Annotated in this window: 16 protein-coding genes and 2 pseudogenes; 3 read left to right on the forward strand and 15 right to left on the reverse strand. The window is 65.5% G+C overall.

Features of this window, described 5'->3' with window-relative positions:
- Positions 1 to 149: 149 nt before the first annotated feature.
- From ACK8N7_RS13440 to ACK8N7_RS13490, 11 genes are all read right to left on the reverse strand, one after another.
- Entirely contained in the window at positions 150 to 725 is a 576-nt protein-coding gene (locus ACK8N7_RS13440) for a hypothetical protein (protein WP_500442487.1), read from the reverse strand.
- A gap of 65 nt (positions 726 to 790) precedes the next feature.
- Positions 791 to 1342, reverse strand: coding sequence for a hypothetical protein (locus ACK8N7_RS13445; RefSeq protein WP_500442489.1), 552 nt, complete (start codon positions 1340 to 1342; stop codon positions 791 to 793).
- Positions 1343 to 1633: 291 nt separating this feature from the next.
- Positions 1634 to 1810 (reverse strand): hypothetical protein, encoded by a 177-nt coding sequence (locus tag ACK8N7_RS13450; protein ID WP_500442491.1) that lies wholly within the window; start codon positions 1808 to 1810, stop codon positions 1634 to 1636.
- 1144 nt (positions 1811 to 2954) lie between these two features.
- Positions 2955 to 3242: a hypothetical protein gene (locus tag ACK8N7_RS13455; RefSeq protein WP_500442493.1), complete on the reverse strand. Its 288-nt coding sequence runs from the start codon at positions 3240 to 3242 to the stop codon at positions 2955 to 2957.
- Positions 3235 to 3570, reverse strand: coding sequence for a hypothetical protein (locus ACK8N7_RS13460; RefSeq protein ID WP_500442495.1), 336 nt, complete (start codon positions 3568 to 3570; stop codon positions 3235 to 3237). Before ACK8N7_RS13460 ends, ACK8N7_RS13455 begins: the two co-directional genes overlap by 8 nt.
- A gap of 2761 nt (positions 3571 to 6331) precedes the next feature.
- Positions 6332 to 7495 (reverse strand): methyltransferase domain-containing protein, encoded by a 1164-nt coding sequence (locus ACK8N7_RS13465; protein WP_500442496.1) that lies wholly within the window; start codon positions 7493 to 7495, stop codon positions 6332 to 6334.
- A gap of 49 nt (positions 7496 to 7544) precedes the next feature.
- Entirely contained in the window at positions 7545 to 8243 is a 699-nt protein-coding gene (locus ACK8N7_RS13470) for a serine/threonine-protein kinase (protein ID WP_500442498.1), read from the reverse strand.
- A gap of 225 nt (positions 8244 to 8468) precedes the next feature.
- Positions 8469 to 8903 (reverse strand): UCP032817 domain-containing protein, encoded by a 435-nt coding sequence (locus tag ACK8N7_RS13475; protein WP_500442500.1) that lies wholly within the window; start codon positions 8901 to 8903, stop codon positions 8469 to 8471.
- A 209-nt stretch (positions 8904 to 9112) separates the two neighbouring features.
- Positions 9113 to 9490: a hypothetical protein gene (locus tag ACK8N7_RS13480; protein ID WP_500442502.1), complete on the reverse strand. Its 378-nt coding sequence runs from the start codon at positions 9488 to 9490 to the stop codon at positions 9113 to 9115.
- Complete coding sequence (locus ACK8N7_RS13485) at positions 9487 to 10056, reverse strand: NUDIX domain-containing protein (protein ID WP_500442504.1); 570 nt, start codon at positions 10054 to 10056, stop codon at positions 9487 to 9489. Before ACK8N7_RS13485 ends, ACK8N7_RS13480 begins: the two co-directional genes overlap by 4 nt.
- A gap of 332 nt (positions 10057 to 10388) precedes the next feature.
- Positions 10389 to 10844 carry a hypothetical protein gene (locus ACK8N7_RS13490; RefSeq protein ID WP_500442506.1) on the reverse strand — a complete coding sequence of 152 codons (456 nt, stop codon included), beginning with the start codon at positions 10842 to 10844 and terminating at the stop codon, positions 10389 to 10391.
- A 184-nt stretch (positions 10845 to 11028) separates the two neighbouring features.
- Here ACK8N7_RS13490 and ACK8N7_RS13495 point away from each other — a divergent pair, with 184 nt between their 5' ends.
- The gene (locus tag ACK8N7_RS13495; protein ID WP_500442508.1) at positions 11029 to 11844 is read left to right on the forward strand and encodes a helix-turn-helix domain-containing protein; all 816 of its coding nucleotides are present in this window, start codon (positions 11029 to 11031) and stop codon (positions 11842 to 11844) included.
- The gene (locus ACK8N7_RS13500) at positions 11841 to 12041 is read left to right on the forward strand and encodes a DUF397 domain-containing protein (protein WP_500442510.1); all 201 of its coding nucleotides are present in this window, start codon (positions 11841 to 11843) and stop codon (positions 12039 to 12041) included. Before ACK8N7_RS13495 ends, ACK8N7_RS13500 begins: the two co-directional genes overlap by 4 nt.
- A gap of 511 nt (positions 12042 to 12552) precedes the next feature.
- On the opposite strand, the pseudogene ACK8N7_RS13505 reads toward ACK8N7_RS13500, so the two are convergent.
- From ACK8N7_RS13505 to guaA, 3 genes and pseudogenes are all read right to left on the reverse strand, one after another.
- A pseudogene (locus ACK8N7_RS13505) lies at positions 12553 to 13044 on the reverse strand (class II aldolase/adducin family protein); the annotation flags it as partial.
- A gap of 68 nt (positions 13045 to 13112) precedes the next feature.
- Positions 13113 to 13648 (reverse strand): annotated as a pseudogene (locus ACK8N7_RS13510) (Uma2 family endonuclease).
- A 138-nt stretch (positions 13649 to 13786) separates the two neighbouring features.
- On the reverse strand, positions 13787 to 15373 hold the full coding sequence (gene guaA / locus ACK8N7_RS13515; protein WP_355081782.1) for a glutamine-hydrolyzing GMP synthase: 1587 nt from the start codon (positions 15371 to 15373) through the stop codon (positions 13787 to 13789).
- Positions 15374 to 15715: 342 nt separating this feature from the next.
- Here guaA and ACK8N7_RS13520 point away from each other — a divergent pair, with 342 nt between their 5' ends.
- On the forward strand, positions 15716 to 16036 hold the full coding sequence (locus ACK8N7_RS13520) for a chorismate mutase (RefSeq protein ID WP_403216186.1): 321 nt from the start codon (positions 15716 to 15718) through the stop codon (positions 16034 to 16036).
- 332 nt (positions 16037 to 16368) lie between these two features.
- Here ACK8N7_RS13520 and ACK8N7_RS13525 read toward each other — a convergent pair whose 3' ends face one another.
- Positions 16369 to 18066, reverse strand: coding sequence for a peptidase (locus ACK8N7_RS13525; RefSeq protein WP_403216184.1), 1698 nt, complete (start codon positions 18064 to 18066; stop codon positions 16369 to 16371).
- Between the last annotated feature and the right edge of the window lie 124 nt (positions 18067 to 18190).

An 18190-nucleotide genomic window follows, 5' to 3' on the forward strand; every position in this document is an offset into this window, starting at 1 on the left:
CCCATGTATGGGCCGACGAGGGTCCAGGCATGGAACCGGCCGGTAGCTACTGCCTTTCGGGCCGCGTCAAGGTTCCGCTTGTTCGCCCCCTGTTTGAGCACCGGCGATATCTCCGGATTTGTGTCCGACATAGCGATCTCTCCTTTACGTTAGCTCGGCCTGCGAGAAAGCAGCTCCGCCGCAAGGCATCCGATGGAGTGCAGGAAGTAGTCCGGGAGTTCCGTCTCTTCCTTGCCGTGGTCCTCTCGGGTGTACACGGCGTACATGCCTACGGCGCGTTCCTGTGCCGTATCCCAGCCACTCCGCGCACCGTCGCGTGTCTGCGCGTTCAGGTCCAGGGGGTACTTCGCGTAATGGCCCTGCCAGTACATGAATTCGGCGAATGTGCGGGCCGCCCTGTGCATGGCGATCCACATGTTCCGCTCTGTCATCGTCTCGGCATTCGCGGCCGATTCCACGAAGTTGGTGAAGTAGGGGTTGGGAAGTATCCGCTTCCCGATGATCGCCGCATCAGGTGTCAGCCCGTGGGCCTGCCGGTACTCCTCAATGGGCTTGACTTCCCAGTCCTTGAAGAGTCCGGCATGCCCTCCGCAAAGAATCATCCGGAGCCGCTTTCCCTGGTATCCCGTGTGCCGAACGACGGAGCCGGGGAAGGGGCAGTGCCCCGGGCTCTCCTTTCGCATGAAGACCTCACACAGGAAGTCGCCTGTCTGCTGACTGGTCATAACGCATGTCCTCTCACTAGATGGAGCGCAAGAGGCACGGGGAGCCCGTGCCCCAAACTCCCCACCTAGCGATGACGTGCCCGGCAAGAACGGCAGTGCGCGCACGGGTCGACGAGTCGGATTCCGTCGCGCTCGTAGACCAGAGCCGCCCATCCCGCCCGGGGGGCCTCCGAACCGGCGGACAGCTCCGCCGAGGCCCTGCGCCACCCGTCGTGTCCCTCCGGGTCGGTCTCGGCCCACTCCGCGAGGACGGCGTCACGCTTGCGGGCGTTCTCCGCTCTCTGCTCCTCGGAGTACCGGGCCGGAACGGGGGGACTTCCGGCCCCGGACGGGTAGGTGTTGCACGTCGCCCCGGGCTCACTGGCGTACACGTGGAACCGGAGATCCATGGCAATGGCCTGCGACGGACGGCGAACGTGGGAGGTCGCACCCGTGGCATGCAGGATGCAGGCGGACATGCGGGCAGAGAGCCGCCCCGCCATTTCGGCCCGCGCCTGGTCGCGGCCGGCCAGGTGTTGCCTTGAGAGTCGTGCCTTGTGCGCCAGGGCCTCGCGGACGGCCTCCGCCATCCGTGACGACATGGTCACCGTGACGCCCTGGCCCATCTTGTAGGCCACCTCCCGGACTGCATCCCACCCGAACCCTGCACTCCCCTGGATCGGCAGGGCATAGGTCCGGGGGTCTATCCCCATCGCGGGCAGCGCTACCGTCCCGTACAGGTTCACGGAAAGGCGGAGAACATCCGCTTCGTCGGTGCTCTCACACCTGAACTTGACACTCACGTGCGTGCCCTTTCGCAGGGCCTCCGAGCTGATCTCTAGAGGCTCAACACCAGGGACAGGAGTGGCATCGGACGCCGCCGCGTCTGCACTTCTCCTGCCCTTGATATTGGTCCGCTACAGACAGCCCTAGCCCCACACGAGCAAGTGCTTGCACTCATCCCGGTAACAATCGCCGGGCAAGTGCCGGTAGACGACCGGCACCATGCGTTCGCCCACCATCACGTTCACGGGGGCGTATCCGTCGTATTCGGTGGCCAACCACTCGCCATCGGCGTAGACGTGCCACAGGAGGGACTTCTTCACGTTCGGGCTCCCTTGTTGTTGATGCAGAGCGGGCTGTTCCCGTTGTAGGGCCCGCATTCCTCGCAGTGCTCACCCCGGTTGACCAAGCAGCCGCACGGGGCCGCCCATGCGCCGAGGAGTCGCCGGTACGGCCCGGGGTCATGAGAGGTGAGGGGGATTCGGCCCACGCTCACCGTTCCGCCGTCCGTGAGGACGTACGTACCGACCCCGTACCGGTTCGCCTTTTCGTACGTCCACCAACCCTCATGGGTCGGGTGGGGGACCGGGGCCGACTCGATTACGGCTATGGGTTCCCGGTGGAATCCCGTAACGATGTCGCCACGCTTGATCTCTTCGGCAGGCAGCGACGTTCCCAAGTAGTAGGCAGCCATTCGCCCGGCCTCTTGCCACGCGTTCACGCTGTAACTCCTTTCTGGTTTCGGGCATGAGAAAGGCGCACGGCCCGTTTGGCTCGTGCGCCCTGTATGAGGAATGGCCCTAGTGGATAAGCAGGGCTCGTTCCCCGTCGCTCTCAGACTCAATGGACATGTCGGCAGCGACCATGTCCGGGTTGCGACGCTGACTTACTACGACCTCCATATCCCCGTCCTCCGCGAGGATGGTTTCCGCTCGTTCGATGAACTCAGAAAGCCTCATGGCTTCCTCTCACTAGTACCTGTAGGGGCAAGGGGAGACACGTACGGGACGTGTCTCCGATGAACCTACAGATCCCGTCAGGGAATCCAGCGCAGTTCCACACGCGGACCTATGTACCCGTCCGCACCATGCCGGGACACTTCCAGAGTGGCCAGACAGTACCGAGGAACCTTTCCGATGCTGCGTTCTCCTGTTCATTCCCTACGTCGTAATCGTATGACTCACCGGTGTCCGTGACGGTGATTTGCAACCTCATTCGTCCCCCTAGTGCAGCGACGCACAGTAGTTTTCGACGGGACCCATACGCGTGCCGATCCGCCGGAACTGCGTCTTCAACACTTCCCCGGATTCCAGCAAGGCCGGGAGGAGGGAGTCAACGTCATAGTGCCCCCAGAGAGACGGCCCCACCCGCTCCGCAGTCTCTGGAAACCATCCGGCCAGAGCCTCCCCCATGTGGCCCGGACACGCCATGTAATCGGCAGGCTCGTAGTAGAAGTAGCGTTCCCATTCAGCCACGACGGTCCCCCCGGTATACGTCGCCCTCAATGTAGGTAATGACCGACCCGTCCGGGGCACGCATCGCGTAGTAGTAGGACGCCACGGCCCATATCTGAACCCACCCTGCCGTTCTCAGGGAGTCCCAAACACTCGGATCACTGCCGGACAGTTCGTAAAATCCGTCACCGGCCGAGACGCCCGGGACCACAGGCAGGATGCGAAGCACATCATCTGCACTCTGTGCGCTTTCGAGCGCAACAAGTTGCGCCTTTGTCCTCTCACGCCAGTTGTCAGGCATTGTCGCTCTCCTTGTGATGCTCACAGTTACAACCAGGCATGTTGGTGCAGTACATCGCGGAATATCCGTGCTGCGGGAAAATGATGTTGGCCCGGTAGTTCACGTTTCCGCCGAGCCACCACTTGACCCGGGCGAGACCGGTTTCCCACTCTTCCCCCGGCTGTGCGGGGCACGGCCCCCCGTCAAAGACGTTGTCACCTATGAAGAAGGTGACTTCGCTCCGGCATACGAGGTTTTCTCGTCGGTCGAGGTGAACGTCTACCTTGACGTTGTCACTCAGCCACTCACTCAGGACGAGAGAGAAGCTATGGATCTCCAGTACGCGCATCAAAGCCACACCTCTCCGATTACTTGAAAGTCCAGGATGCGCCGGTAACTGATCAGCGTTCGCAGGTCCGTGTCCGTAAACGCAATGGGACGCCAGTCCCCCTCAAGGGCGGAAGGGAAGGACTCCCCCGCATGTTCCAGGCAGGCAGGATCGTCTACGAAATGCCGTCCTTCCAGGACGTACGTCCGGGCAACGGATGCTGTCTGCCAGCAGCCCAACTGATTACAGCGGTACTTAATGAGGCTCAGTCGCATACCTGTAGCCCTCTCAATAGGTCAACGTGGCCCCGCACGGGCCACGGAAGCGCCTTACCGGCTCTCCCCTAGACTCATGTGCTCTCAGCCGCTTAGAGACCCGCTCACGCGGTCGGGTGAGTATCAGTCACCATGACCGGCCGGAGCCTGGACACGCCATGTCGAGAACATGAGCCGTAGGCAAATCAGGTAAAGCACGGGGGGCGAATCCTGTTGAGCTTCACAAGTCCTAACGGGTCATCACGGGGTCACCTTTCGGGAGCCCGCGCCTATTCCCCTCTCACGACAACCATTGACAGGTTCAAGTGGTATCCGCCCACCCAAAACGTCATGCATGCGTGTCATACAGCGACTACTAGGCAGCGCCACTCAGCTACTACTAGACGCGTCTTACCGGCATCCTCGCGCCCTCTCATGCCGTCTGACTGCAACCGGCCCATCCGGGTCTCGGGAGTCCTTAGAACGGCGTCCAAGGGTGCTGCTGGCACGTCTTCTGTAGCAGTCGGTCTTGATTCGGTTCGCCGTCTGCTGTCACGCACATTGATCTATTCATTACCCGGATGATCACCTCCGGTTTCTCAGCACATCCGACGCTTTCGCGCTCTAGACCGGTCATCGCGTCGCCCTCGGGGCCGCTCGGGAATCTTGGAAGCACAGAGACCGTTCTCCGGTCCTGCGTGTGCCTATGTATTCAGTTCTCAAGGTGGCTACGCGGTCCGTCTGTGTCGACGCCGTACGCGGAGGAGTAGGAATCCGTGGGGAGAGGGCTGTTAAGCCGTCTACCGCGCTTTCAGGGCCGATTCCGGGCCCGGTGAGTGGTGGACACTCACCCGCGCTCTGTGTGGTGGGGACCGTGCGCTCATTCGCTTGCCTGCCTTTCGCTCTGCCGCCCCGGTGGGCGGCGGTTGGTGACGGGCTGAACATTGCCCCACCCTTTCCCAACTGACAAGTCGGCTCACACGGTCGAGATGGGAGCCAGTACGGGCACGCGTAAAGACATAAGGAGAGGTCAGAGCGTCACGGACCAGAAGAGTGCACCACTTGCCCTACTTTGCCCCTAGCTTCCCTACTGACAAGCCTTTACCTTCTCTTTGCAAAGCTGTCCACTATGCCCCGAATCACAAGCGCACAACCAAAGGAACTCTTTACCTAAAGCCTGATCCTCGGATTCCGGCATATAGCCCAAACCTGTATACGCAAGGTTCCTGCATATGCGGTTCTGACTGAGAGTCAGACATTTAAGGCGCGTCCTATGTCCTGAAATGAGAAAAGCCAGGCTCACAGACACACCCCGAAAGGAGGTCTGCATTCCTGGCTGTCATGCATGACGCGCACACAAAGTCAACAGGCAAAAGCCTGTGACTCACCTCACTTAATTACTTCTCACCCCACCCCGCCCTCTCCCCCACCCCCATGCCGAGAAACAAATAACCCGCTCACATGGGCGAGATATTAATTCTTTCTCACCATAAACACACCCCGGGGTAATGCATGTAATTCCTTCTCGGGTACCGCAGGGGGGCGCCTTCCTTCGACTGTGTACGGGTTTCAAATAATCACCGCGGCTTGCGCCGGCTCGTCGTACGCCACCATTTGGGAATCCGCTTGTCCTCGTTGAATCGCCAACTCAGCTCATCGCCTACCATCCTTCGGTGCAACTTCGGCGTGAGCCCAGGATTGAGCTACATGGCATGAGGGAGGCAGTGCTCCAGGTTAGTGCCGCGTACGTTCTCGCAGCGCGGCTTTCCCTCCCTATCCTCGTAAACCCAGGTGTAGCGGGCGTCATCAGGTAGCTGATCCACTTCAGACTCTTTCCTTCGTGAGGTTGACCACAGCCCTGTCACGAAACCAGGCAGCGGACACCTACGTATTTAGTGAGGGCAGGGGTATTACCCCCTGCCCTGGAGTGTCTTGAGAGGCCCCCGGCCGCCCTCAAGAGGCGGCCGAAGGTCACTTGAGTACATTGACTAGCTGATCTGGCATTCACCTAGGTGACGCTCAAACAGCAGGCATGAAGTACGCCCCTGCCGTTGAGGGACCTGGCAGAAGTAGCCGCACTTGACGAAATCTGTTCTCTCTTGATCACTCCAGACATGCCAAACTCCGATATCGGCACCCTGCCTGTCCTGCCTGATCGAGAGCAGCTTGACGTGATCCGAGTGAATCCCGGATCGCGTGCAGCGGTTCATAATTCCCACCTCCGCCAAGCGCTCCTGATTCCGCTGCATCTTGATTTCTCGTCGGCGCAACTCTGAGACCGGGTGGAGCGAAGGACAGGGGACCTTCATCGTCTTCAGGGGACTCATCTCCAGAGACCTCGGTGCAGCAGGGAAGCGCCAGAGCCGGCCGAGCTGGGTGACGAACTCGGCCCCGGCCTCGGTGGGCACCACCCTCTTGTCGGGTGGGTGAGGCCCCGGCTCTCGCGGTCGCTACCTGTGTTGCTGCCGAGAAAGAATTAATATCTCCGAGCACGGCGCCCCCGCCCACGGAGAGCGAGGCCTTGCAGGTCAGACGGGCCAGGAGTTCGCTGGGTCATCGAGCCAAACCTTCTGCCCTTCGGCATCGACAGTGAGGCCCAGGCGCTCATACCCGGGGCGGCCCTGGGCTGCCCACCAGAGGTAGGCAACCTTGACTTCCGCCCAGAGCTGCCGGTGGCCGTGCTGCCATACCTTGGCCGGGGCCCCCTCCTTGAAGGCGACGCAGGCCCACGAGCGGTCATTGAGTCCGTACAACCACAGAGCCGGTTCCCCATCCGGCTGCGTGGAGACAGCGTGTGTGCAGTTGCGGATCAGGAGGCCGAAGGTGAACCGCTGAAGACTCTGCTCCGACCCCAACAGCTCATCTGCTGTCAGGTCGGTGGATGTCGTGCTGGCAATAGCCGCCGGGATGCCAACGTTCCGCGCAGGCTCCGGATGTGTATACCGGTGAGACTGGAGGGTGGGGGCGTCGGTCGGACGCGTGAAACGCCCTGTAGCGCTCTCTCCGCCCTTCCCGACTGTCAGCCGGACCACGGCGCGGCCCGTGCCGAACGGGGTCCCCCAGGGGGCGACGATGAGCCCTCCGGGGTCGCTCTGCCGCAGCCACGCGGCCGGGATCTCATGAACGGCGCGTGTGGCCACGATCCGGTCGTATCTGTGGTCACCCAAGTAGTCCTTGAGCCCACCCCCGATCACCACCTTCACGGAAGTCCCGTAGTTCGTAAGCATCTTTCGAGCCTGCTGGGCTACCTCGTAGCTGAATTCCACTGAGACGATGTTTTCGGCTCTTGCGCGGTAGGCAAGAAGGGCAGTGGTCCAGCCGGTACCTGTCCCGACTTCCAGGATTCTGGACCCGGACGTGACGCCCAAGTCTCCGAGCATGGGAAACAATTGGGATGGCCTAGGGGAAAGGCAGTTCGCTACCTCCCCGCCTCCCGGGCCGGCTGCCCATTCCGTGACGAGTTGAATGTCTGTGTTGGCGTACCGGAACCAGGAAATGGGGTTCTCGGATCGGCTTACCCGGACAGCACGCCCATTCTCGATGTTGAAGGGCCAGAAGGTATCCGGCAAGAAGGATTCTCGTGGGACAGCGGCGAAGGCCGAAGCCCATTCCGCAGGAAGGGCTCTCTCCTCCTTAAGGACGCGGGCTAGGCCCTTACGGTCGGGAAGGGGGTCGGCCGATTCGTGGTTCACTGCTGCTCTCCTGTGCGCGCGTGCAGTATTTCAGGGCTGGTGTAGTGGCCTATAGAAAGGCGGCCAGTTGTCGGCATACGTCGTCGGCTGTTGGGCGGTCTCCTGGCCGCCGCGCCATCATGGCCGAGACCAATCGACCGAGTTGACCCGGAATCTTGACTGCTCGACCGGGCCCGTATGCGATGGATTTCCGCTGGTCTCGGCGGTCGGCGTCGTCGGGATAGTCGACGTGTCGTTGCCCTGTGGCACTGATCATCAGAGACGCGCCAAGGGCGTAAACGTCTGACGCGCGTGTGGGTATGGCGAAACCGGTTTGAAGCACGCTTCGGGCGATCTCCGGGGCCTCGTAGTGAACAAGACAGCCCCTGTATGCGAAATCCAGATCAGCGGGGATTGGTCCGCCTTGGGCTAGGGCAAGGTCGATGAGGAAGGTTCCCGTACCTCCCATGATCAGGTGTGCGGGCTGAATGTCGCCGTGGACCCAATGCTTTCGGTGCAACTCGGCCAGTGCTGCGGCGCAGGACACGGCCTCTTGCAAGTCCGGCTGCGGGGGTTCCTGATTTGTGCGGTGCGGTTCCCAGAGTTCATAGAGGCTGCTGCCGAGCCGCCACGGCTGTGCGCCCCATGTGCCGTGCTCCCACGTGCCGGAAGGGAATTTCTCCGACGTGAGCTGTCGGAGGATGGCGGCTTCTCGGCCCGGGGCGAGGGCCGTCCACGAGTGCGTCTTGGTGGGATAGCCGATCTTCACGGCGTAATACTGGTCAGGTGCCCGGACTTCCCAGAGGGTTGTTCCGCGCCTGTTCATGACTAAGCGCGCAGACAGCGGACGAAGGGCTTCGATAGCAGAAGGGGGGAGTTCGTAAGGGCCCGGGGAGGCCATGCACTTACCTTTCGACGGATGCAGCCGACCCCCAAGGAGCGGGAGCCGGCTGCACTCAATTCACGAGCCGGAGAGTACCGGCCGAGGGCGTGACTAGTAGTCGCGTCCGTCGTCGGAGTCGCACTGAGCGGCGTTCGCGCCGTTCACGGTCCACAGGTCGTCCAGGACCATGAATCCGGCCGCCTTCATGGCGTGCGCGGTCGCCTGCACCTCTCCCAGGACCCTTCCCCCCGTGCCGGGGCGCGGGTTGTGCTCCAGGAAGCGACCGGCGTACGTCTCGCAGAACTCGCGGTACGCGCGGGTGTGCAGGATGAACGCGTGAAGCGCACTGTCCACGTCGTCACTCGGCACCATCTTGACCGTGGCCGTGGCGACGGTGGCGACGAAGGCAAGCGCCTGGTCCGTCGCGTGCTCCGCCTTGCCCTGGTCGTGGCCGAAGTGCATCACGGTGAAGTCCACGATGCTGCTGAAGAGTTCCGGTTCGACCAGGGAACGGCCGGTCCGCAGCTCGGTTTCAGTTGCCGTCATTCTGTGTTCCTCCTTGGATGAGTGGAGCACTTTCTTCGGGCTACCCGCTCCGTCACAAGCGGGGGTCGAGCCCCGTCCCCGCCGAGATACCGCATCGAGTACGGGGGAGCCTCGAATACGGCCACGTCCGGCAGGGACGGGAGACTAGGGGTGCCGCTCACGGGCTCATGTCACGTGTGGCGGCCTCTGCTCGGCCGCCGCCTCTTCCGCTACGTTGGCGGCCCACTCTGCTCACCAGAAGGCCGTTGCTCCGGCTGCTTCAGGTGCGGCGCGCGCTTGTCCTCGGTGAGCCGGTCACGCATGCGTTGAAACTCGTCCGCGAAACCGTTGAGCTGCGTGGCGATCTTCTCGGCATCTTTGAAGTGCAGGCTTCCCAGCTCGACCCGGTATGCGTCGGGAACGGAAGTGCAGGTGTGGCAGACCGGCGAGACTCCGACGCCGTCAAAGTCCACGCCAAAGCGCCTGAGCGCGTTGACCAGTTCGACGCCAGCGTCGATAGCCTGTTCGCGGTCGGACTCTTCGAAATAGTCGGGTCCGACCGAGTCATTCCTGACGAGGCCGTCTATTGAGGCGTCGCGGAGCTTCACGCGGCGGCCGGCTTCCAGGTCTCGACGCGTTCACCGAATTCCAGGAGGGGAACTCCCAAGCCGAAGTCCACGCTAACCATGGCCTCGTAGATGCACTTGAGCTGCGGCGCTGACGTGTAGTTGGGCATCTCGCCCAGCTTGATCCAGCTAAGCCCCTCCAGTACAGGCTTGGCCGAATCGGGAAGGCGGGTCCCGTGGGCCTCATCGACGGTGACGACTCCGCCGTCACATACCCAGATGAACCGGTCCAGGGGTGCACGGGGAACACTGGGAACCTGATCCACGGACAGGACATGGGTAACGGTCCTCACCACGCCGGTGTCCTTCAGCAGCTCCCGTTCAGCGGCGTCGGAGACGCTTTCACCATCCCGAATTCCGCCGAGGGAGCCAGGCAGGAGCCAGATTTCTTGTGTCACGGGCTTGACCATGAGGATGCGGTTCCGGGGGTCACGGATCAGGACTTGCGCGCCGAAGCTGTGACTCAACAAGGGCGGGGTGGGCGCGGCCTCTTCTGCGGTGAGCAGCGCGCCGACAAGGTCGGTCTCGATGGTCTCGGGGTTGGTCATTTCAGAGCCTCCCTAGCAGGGTCAAGGTGATGAGAGCGGTACTCAGTGCCGCAGTCGGGGCTACGAGAAACTTCCAGAGCAGGCCGACCGAGGCGGGCCGTCGTGGCGGTGTGGTCACACGTAGTCCCGGTTAGTTGTGTACCGGGCGTTCAGGTCGCTTGCGTCTCGGCGGGCCAGTTGCTCGGACACCATCCGTTCGACCCGGGCAATGCAGTCGTCGCAAGCGAATATGTCGCCGTCGCCCGCTGCTGTCCGTACGGGACCGAACCACCGGCACCACGTGGATTCTTTGCCACATCCGAGCCAGCACGGGCCGACGACCGATTGCAGAATCATGGCGAGGTTGAGCCTTGGAACTTTTCGGCCCGTCGGAAGATGATCCGGGGGCCAGTCATGACGAAAGGTTGCCTGCCGTCGAGTTCCACGATTCGGCCGCTGACGCCTGCACCCCGGAGGTTGAGAATGCCGAAGCAGCCTTCGTCAAGAGGGAGGTAGTCACCCACCTGCACCTCGTTCGGCTGTGCTTCCAGCGGAAGTGTCCCGGGAGGCCTGACGCTCTCCAGGGTGAAGCTCGGGCGGTCCCCCAGGGCTTCCAGCTTCTCTGCGAGGCGGCTTGCAGCCAGGACGTTGATAAAGCCGTGAACCGCGACCACGGGAACGCCTTCCACCGAGTCGGGCCTCACCCGTTCCAGGAAGACACCACAGCTCCGTAATGCCCGGGTGAGTCGTGTCGCGGTCGCGGTCGCGTCTGCGACCGTGGGCACCGTCGGCAGCGGGAAGCTGGTCATGTGAGCGCTCCTGGTGGGGGGTATCCACTCAATCGGCTTCCAGCGTGCACTTACCTGACTACGCTGTGAAGCGTTCAGGTGACCAACCTCAGCCGTGAACGCCGGGGCATATGCCAAAGTCTCTGACCAGCGGGTTTGAAGGCATGTTCGGGGGCGTTCATCGCAATGAACGAAGGGGTGAGACATGTCGGAGGCAGAGAATTTACGGGCGGTCTTCGGGGCGGAGCTGAGAAGCGCTCGGGAACTTCACCCGGATGGACCAATGACTCAGGATGCGTTGGCGGAGGAGCTGCGGACATCGCGCAGCACCGTCAGCCGGCTGGAAGCCAAGTCGGGCTACATCCCGCCGGGGGTTCCTGCACTTCTTGATCAGATTTTCGGCACTGACGGCAGCTTCCAGAAGCTGTATGAACTCATCGACAGCAAGGGTTTCACCGCCTACTCGCTTCAACGCCTGGAGTTGGAGACCACCGCACTCGCGATCTCGGAGTGGTCTCCGACAGTGGTGCCGGGGCTCCTGCAAACCCTGTCGTACGCGTATGCCCTGATGCGCGAGGGCTTCCCCCGTGCGAGCGAGGCGGAGGTGAAGGCCAAAGCCGCTGCACGCGTAGCGCGGCAGCGGCTTTTCCGTAGTGCAGCGTCGCCGGACCTGTCCGTGGTCATCTGCGAGTCGGTCATTCGTCGCCGCGTCGGTACCCCCGAGGCGATGCGTGAGCAGTTGGAGGCACTGTTGGCCTTTGCCGCGCAGAAGACGTTCCTGCTCCAGGTGCTCCCCCTCGACTCGGGTACGCACAGTCTCATGGACGGCTCTCTCTCCATCGTGACCACGTCTGATCGGAGAGTGATCGCTTACACGGAAGGAATCCAGTCAGGCGCAATCATCGAGGAACCGGGGGAAGTTCGGACGCTGGAGAGGTTCTACGATGTGCTCACCGCATCAGCGCTGCCGAGAGACACGTCGGCCCGCTTGATCAAGAGCCAGTTGGAGGCATACCCGTGAGCGACCACAACGGTCTGTGGGTCAAAAGCTCGTACAGCAACCAGGACGGGGGGAACTGCATCGAGTGGGCCCCTTCGGTCGCCGTTACCGGCATCGTTCCCGTTCGCGACAGCAAGACGCCGGACGGCCCCTCACTGGCTCTCTCGCGTGCCGCGTGGAGCGGGCTGGTGAAGTACGCCAAGGCGGCGACGCTCTAGCCGCACAGCAACGCCAGAGGCCCCCGCCAACCGGCGGGGGCCTCTTGGTGTCTCAGGTCAGGCTGAACGCTGCTCTGCGTGTGGCTGCCAGGAGTGTGCCGCAGGGCCGCTGACCTGCGTCACACGGGTGTCACACGGGCCTGCGGGCGGTCGGTAGGTTGCCTTCATGTCCGGAATCACGCCCTGTGGCACAGCCCCTGTTGCCCATGCGTGCTCCAGGCAGTGCGCGGCCCACTCCAGGGCCCACGTCAGGGCCTCCGTGGTACTCCGGCCTGTGGCCTCCAGCGTCTCCATGCTGCGGCGGGTAGCGGCGTTGTGCCGGACACTCAGATGGGTCTTTTTGGCAGGCACTAGCGGCTCAGTTCAAGGTTCAGGGTCTCTGCCAGCTCACGCAGAGCCTCTTCCGACAACCGGGGGGCCTTACGGCTCTGTGCCTCTATCCAGGCCTCAAGCTGCTCATCCATGAGTGACTGCCTCTCGTCCGGCAGGTCGCTGACCTGCACTTCTCTGTGCTACTTGCACAACGAAAGGAGTGGTCCTCGTAGAAGGCGCAGGCCTCCTGGGTGATCGGCTCGATCAGCTCCCCCAGCGCGGCGAGCGCCCGCCCGTGCACGGAGTGGGTGTGCGCGACGGCGACAGCCCCCGGCCGGGCCCGGTGCACGGCCGCGTGCACGGCGAACGCGGCCTGGTTGACGTGGAAGCGCCCCTGGACCACCTGACCGTCGCCGTTGACGAGGATCAGGTCCTGCGGAGCGATGCCGGCGAAGGGCGCCCCGAACGGGTTGACCCAGTAGCAGTCGGCCAGCTCCGGATCGCGGACGGTGATGTGCCCGGAGACCCCGTCCTCGTACCCGAACTCCCCGAACAGCCGCAGCGCCCCGGCGAGCCGCTGCCTGCGGTACGCCCGCTCCTCGTCCGGCGACGCGTGCACGGGCGGCATCGAGAAGTGCAGCTGCTCCACGGGGACGGGCGCGGGGGCGGGCACGGCGGGCGGCTCGGACATGGCGGCTCCTCGGGTTCCCAGGGCGTACGGGACCGGAAGTTACCGCCGGGTGGGGGCGATGGAAAGGGCTAGGGGCGGCGTTGGCCGATCGCGGTGAGGTCGATGGAGAGGGGGAAGGGGACGTCGAGCTTCAGGGCGTTGTGGTGGATGCCCGTGGGCGTGTACGCCTTCAGTGCGGGGTCGAGTTCGTAGACGTACACGACGGGGAGGCCGTCGGGGCCTCGGAGTCGGGGGAGACGACTTCTACGGCGAGGATGACGTCCTCGGGCGCGTACCAGGTCTGGTCCGCGCCGGTGTCGGCATCCGCCCGGTACACCAGCATGTCGGGTTCGGGGCGATTGTTGCGGTCCAGCTTGACCGTCATCTCCCGGTCCACATCCAGATCCGCAGGCAGGTGAGCAAGCAGTCCACTCTCCAGCAACCACATGGCTCGCGTGTGGAACTTCCGCTACGGACTCATGAAAACGAGGCTCCCGTCGATCAGCTCGGTGTGGGGCGGGAGGCCCGGAATCCGGTCGAGGTCGTCCGCCGTCCAGCCGCCCTCCGACGGGACGGGCCACCGGTACGGCTGCTGCTCAAGCCTGGGCTCGGGTGCGGCGCTCATGATTGCTCCCCTACGCCGAAGTCTCGTCTCTTCACTCAGCGTACCCAGCGGACACGACAATGCCGCCGCCCAAACGAATGAGCGACGGCATCGGCGTTGACCAGGAGAGGCCCTACGGGCTCACCAGGAGCGGGAAGGTCACTCCCACTCGATGGTCCCCGGCGGCTTGCTCGTCACGTCGAGGACGACGCGGTTGACGTCGGCGACCTCGTTGGTGATTCGGGTGGAGATCTTCGCCAGCGTCTCGTACGGCAGGCGCGACCAGTCGGCCGTCATGGCGTCCTCGGAGGAGACCGGGCGCAGCACGATCGGGTGGCCGTAGGTGCGGCCGTCGCCCTGGACGCCGACCGAGCGGACGTCGGCGAGGAGGACCACCGGGCACTGCCAGATGTCGCGGTCCAGGCCGGCCGCCGTCAGCTCCTCGCGGGCGATGGCGTCGGCCTCGCGGAGCAGGTCCAGGCGGTCCTTGGTGACCTCGCCGACGATGCGGATGCCGAGCCCGGGGCCGGGGAACGGCTGGCGCTGGACGATCTCCTCCGGCAGGCCGAGCTCCTGGCCGACCATCCGGACCTCGTCCTTGAACAGCTGGCGCAGCGGCTCGACGAGCTGGAACTCGATGTCGTCGGGGAGGCCGCCGACGTTGTGGTGGGACTTGATGTTGGCGGTGCCGGTGCCGCCGCCGGACTCCACCACGTCCGGGTAGAGCGTGCCCTGGACGAGGAAGGCGACCTCGGGTCCGTCCTCCTGGAGGATCTCCAGCTGGGCCTGCTCGAAGACGCGGATGAACTCGCGGCCGATGATCTTCCGCTTCTGCTCCGGGTCGGAGACCCCGGCCAGGGCGTCGAGGAAGCGCTTCTCCGCGTCGACCACCTTCAGCTTCGCGCCGGTCGCGGCGACGAAGTCCTTCTCGACCTGCTCGGTCTCGCCCTTGCGCATCAGGCCGTGGTCGACATAGACGCAGGTCAGCTGCGAGCCGATGGCCTTCTGGACGAGTGCGGCCGCGACCGCGGAGTCCACGCCGCCGGAGAGGCCGCAGATGGCGCGCTTGTCGCCGACCTGCTCGCGGATCGCGGCGATCTGCTCCTCGACCACATTGGTGGTGGTCCAGTTCGGCTCGATGCCCGCGCCGCGGTAGAGGAAGTGCTCCAGGACCTGCTGGCCGTGGGTGGAGTGCAGAACCTCCGGGTGGTACTGGACGCCGTAGAGCTTCTTCTCGTCGTTCTCGAAGGCGGCGACCGGCACGACGTCGGTGGACGCGGTGACGGTGAAGCCCTCGGGCGCCGCCGAGCACGCGTCGCCGTGCGACATCCACACCGGCTGCTCGGTGGGCGTGCCCTCGAAGAGCGTCGAGCCCGCCTTGGACACGTGCAGCGAGGTGCGGCCGTACTCACGGGCCCCGTTGTCGTCGACCGTGCCGCCGAGGGTGGTCGCCATCAGCTGGAAGCCGTAGCACATGCCGAAGACGGGGACACCGGCCTCGAAGAGCGAACGGTCCAGGGAGGGGGCGCCCTCCGCGTAGACCGACGACGGACCGCCGGACAGGATGATCGCGCGGGGGTTCTTGGCCAGCATCTCGGCCACCGGCATGGTGGACGGGACGATCTCGCTGTAGACCCGGGCCTCACGGACACGGCGGGCGATGAGCTGGGCGTACTGCGCGCCGAAGTCGACAACGAGGACCACGTCGGCCGTGGTGTCGGGGGCGGCGGGGGGTGCTGCTGGCACGGGGCGGCCTTCCGGCGGTGGTGAAGGGGGTCGGTTCTCCCGATTCTACCGGCCGTGCGCGAACCCTCCGCCGGGCCGGTGATGCCAGGGGCCGACGCCCTCCGTCTCACGATCCGGGCCCCGTTTTGTCGAGGCCGCCGGGCCGGGGCCATACTGTCCCCCATGCGTCAGCACACGACCTTCGTCTTTACCTATGGCATCCGGCCCGCCGGCTGCCATGGTCGTGCTGCTTGAGCTACTGACAAGCAACGTTCCAGGCGCCCCGGGCCATCAGGCCCGGGGCGTTCTGCGTGTCCGGGCCCGTTGCTCCGGGGGGCCGTCACCCCACCGGGAGTCACCACCATGAGCAGCATCACCACCAGCCCCGCCGGAAACACCGTCACCACCCCCGCCGAGCGGACCGGCGCCCACACCGACGAGGCCGCCGCCCTGATCGGCGGCGCCCGCGAGCGCATCGACACCCTCGACGACCGGATCATCGGCCTCGTCCAGGAACGGATGGCCGTCTCGGCGGTCATCCAGGAGGCCCGGATCACCTCCGGCGGCCGCCGGGTCAACCTCTCCCGCGAGACGGCCGTGCTCAGCCACTACAGGGACGCGCTGGGCAAGCCGGGCACCGCGCTGGCGATGACCCTGCTGGAGCTGTGCCGCGGCCGGGTGTGACCCCCGGGCCGGCAGCCGCAGGACCGTATCTGCGTTCGGTGCCCGTCTCACCCGTACGGCGCGTGACCGGGACCGGCGTGACTTCGTTGGTCCCGGTGTCCGTGCCAACCAGGGGCGGCATCGGTAGAAAACCACGCGTGGCTCCGCCGGGACGTGTGACGTACTGCAGGTACGTCGTGGGACCACATCCTGGCGTCAGTGACCGGTCCGCAGGGGACAGCAGCCCGGTCACCCCATGTGCGGCCGTACCCGGGGACGCCCGGGTCGGTCGCATCGGGATGCAGGACGGGGCGGAGGATGTTCCCCCTCCCCCACTCACCACCTGGTCCGCTTCAGGACCTCCGCCGCCCGGCTGCCATGAACAGCGCCAGGCCCGCCGTCAGTGCCGCGATCGCCATGACCGAGGCGGTCAGGGCCGTCGACGATCCGGTCGAGGCAAGGCTGCCGCCGCCGTTCCCGGTGGCGCTGGGCGAGCCCATGCCGCTCGTTCCCGGGACAGCCGTGGCGGAAGGAGCCGTTCCGGAACCCGCACCCAGGCCTCCCTTCGCCGGAGGAGCGGGGGACGGCGACGGGCCGCCGCCGCTCTCCCCGTTCAGCACCACCCGCGCCGTGCTGTTCCCCGGCATCGGGTCGAACGGCAGCCCCGCCCCCTGGAGCCCCGGACCCCGCACCGTGACCCTCCCGGCCGCGCCGATCAGCACCTTGTCGATCCGCAGCCCGAAGGAGAGGTCCAGGCCGCCGCCGTCGCGGACGGCCGTCGGGGCCGGGCAGACGTAACGCGGGGCGGGGGTCTTCCGGTCCTCCCGGTACGCGCCTTCGGCGGTCACCCCCCGGCACCCCTTCGGCGCCGAGGTGACCGTCGCGCCCTGCGGGACGGTGAAGTCGACGGCGGCCACGCTCCCGCCGGACCGGATACGGCCGATCCAGGCCGGGCCGTCGTTGCGGAAGCCGAGGCGCGCCGTGACCGTGGCGCCCGCGGCCCCGGACGCCTCGTCCCCGTACGCCACGAAGTCGGCCGTGTTCGGCGTACGGAACCCGGCCTCCTGCTCGTTGTCGCCCGGTTCGAGGTCCACGCCCCGGGCGGCCAGGGCCTTCGTCACCGGTACGGCCCTGAGCACCGCGCCCGACCCGCGCTCGGAGCGGGCGGCGGAGGCCACACGCGAGACAGTCCCCGCCTCCTGGATGCCGTAGACGAAGAGGTCTCGGTAGGCCCGGGTCGTGGCCTCCAGAGTGAGCGGGGCGGCCAGGGTGTACGTCGCGCCCGCCTCGAAGGCGCCCTCGACGGAGCAGCGGGCCGTGGTCCAGGCCTCGTCCGTCGTGTACGCGCAGTTGGAGTAGCGCTGCGGGATGTCGAGGCCGCGCGAGTACCGCAGGGTGAGGACGACGCCGTCGGCGTCGCGGCTGCCCCGGTTGGCGAAGGTGATCGGCGCCTGCTGCTTCTGCCCGGGGGTGGGCTCGTGGTCGAAGGGGAGCTTCCGCATCACGAGGTCGGGGCCGCCGACGGTGACCCGGGTGGTGAACGGGGTGAAGGGGGCGTGGGGCGTGGAAGTCGCGCCCCCGGCCTCGCCCGTGACCCTGATCGTGCCGGACGCGCCCTGCTCGCTGCCCTCGGCGGCGCCGAGGAGGAGGCCGGTGACGGTGGAGAGGCCGGGTGCGATGGTGTCGCCCGTGCAGACGGCCGTCCGGGTCCCCTTCGTCTCGCACTCCACCCCGGCCCCGGGGTCGAAGGCCACGTCGGCGATGCCCGCCACCCCGGTCAGGTCGAAGGTGAGGGTGAACTCGCCCTCGTACCCCTCGTCGGCCGGGTTGGTGACCGTGATCCCGGCCGTGGACCGCTTCGGCGCGCCGCCGCCTTCCGCGTCCGGGTGCAGGGCGGTCCCGGCCGGGCCGCCCAGCGCGAACACCGGGTCGGCGGCGCGGGCCGGGGCAGCGGCGGCCACGGTGAGCGGACCGGCGGCGAGCAGCAGGGCGGTGGCGGCGAGGCCACCCGCACTGCGGAGCGGCGCGGTTCGCGGGGAGAAGCGTGTCATCGCGGACCTCTGGGGTTCGGCAGGAGCTGTGCGACCGCGGTCACATCGCTGTGCCGCGGTCAGGCTTTCGACCCCGCAGCGTACGGGGCCGGCCGCACAGCTCTCCGAAGAGCGGCCCAAGATC

It is taken from the genome of Streptomyces griseobrunneus, assembly GCF_046713465.1.
Lineage (GTDB): Bacteria > Actinomycetota > Actinomycetes > Streptomycetales > Streptomycetaceae > Streptomyces > Streptomyces microflavus.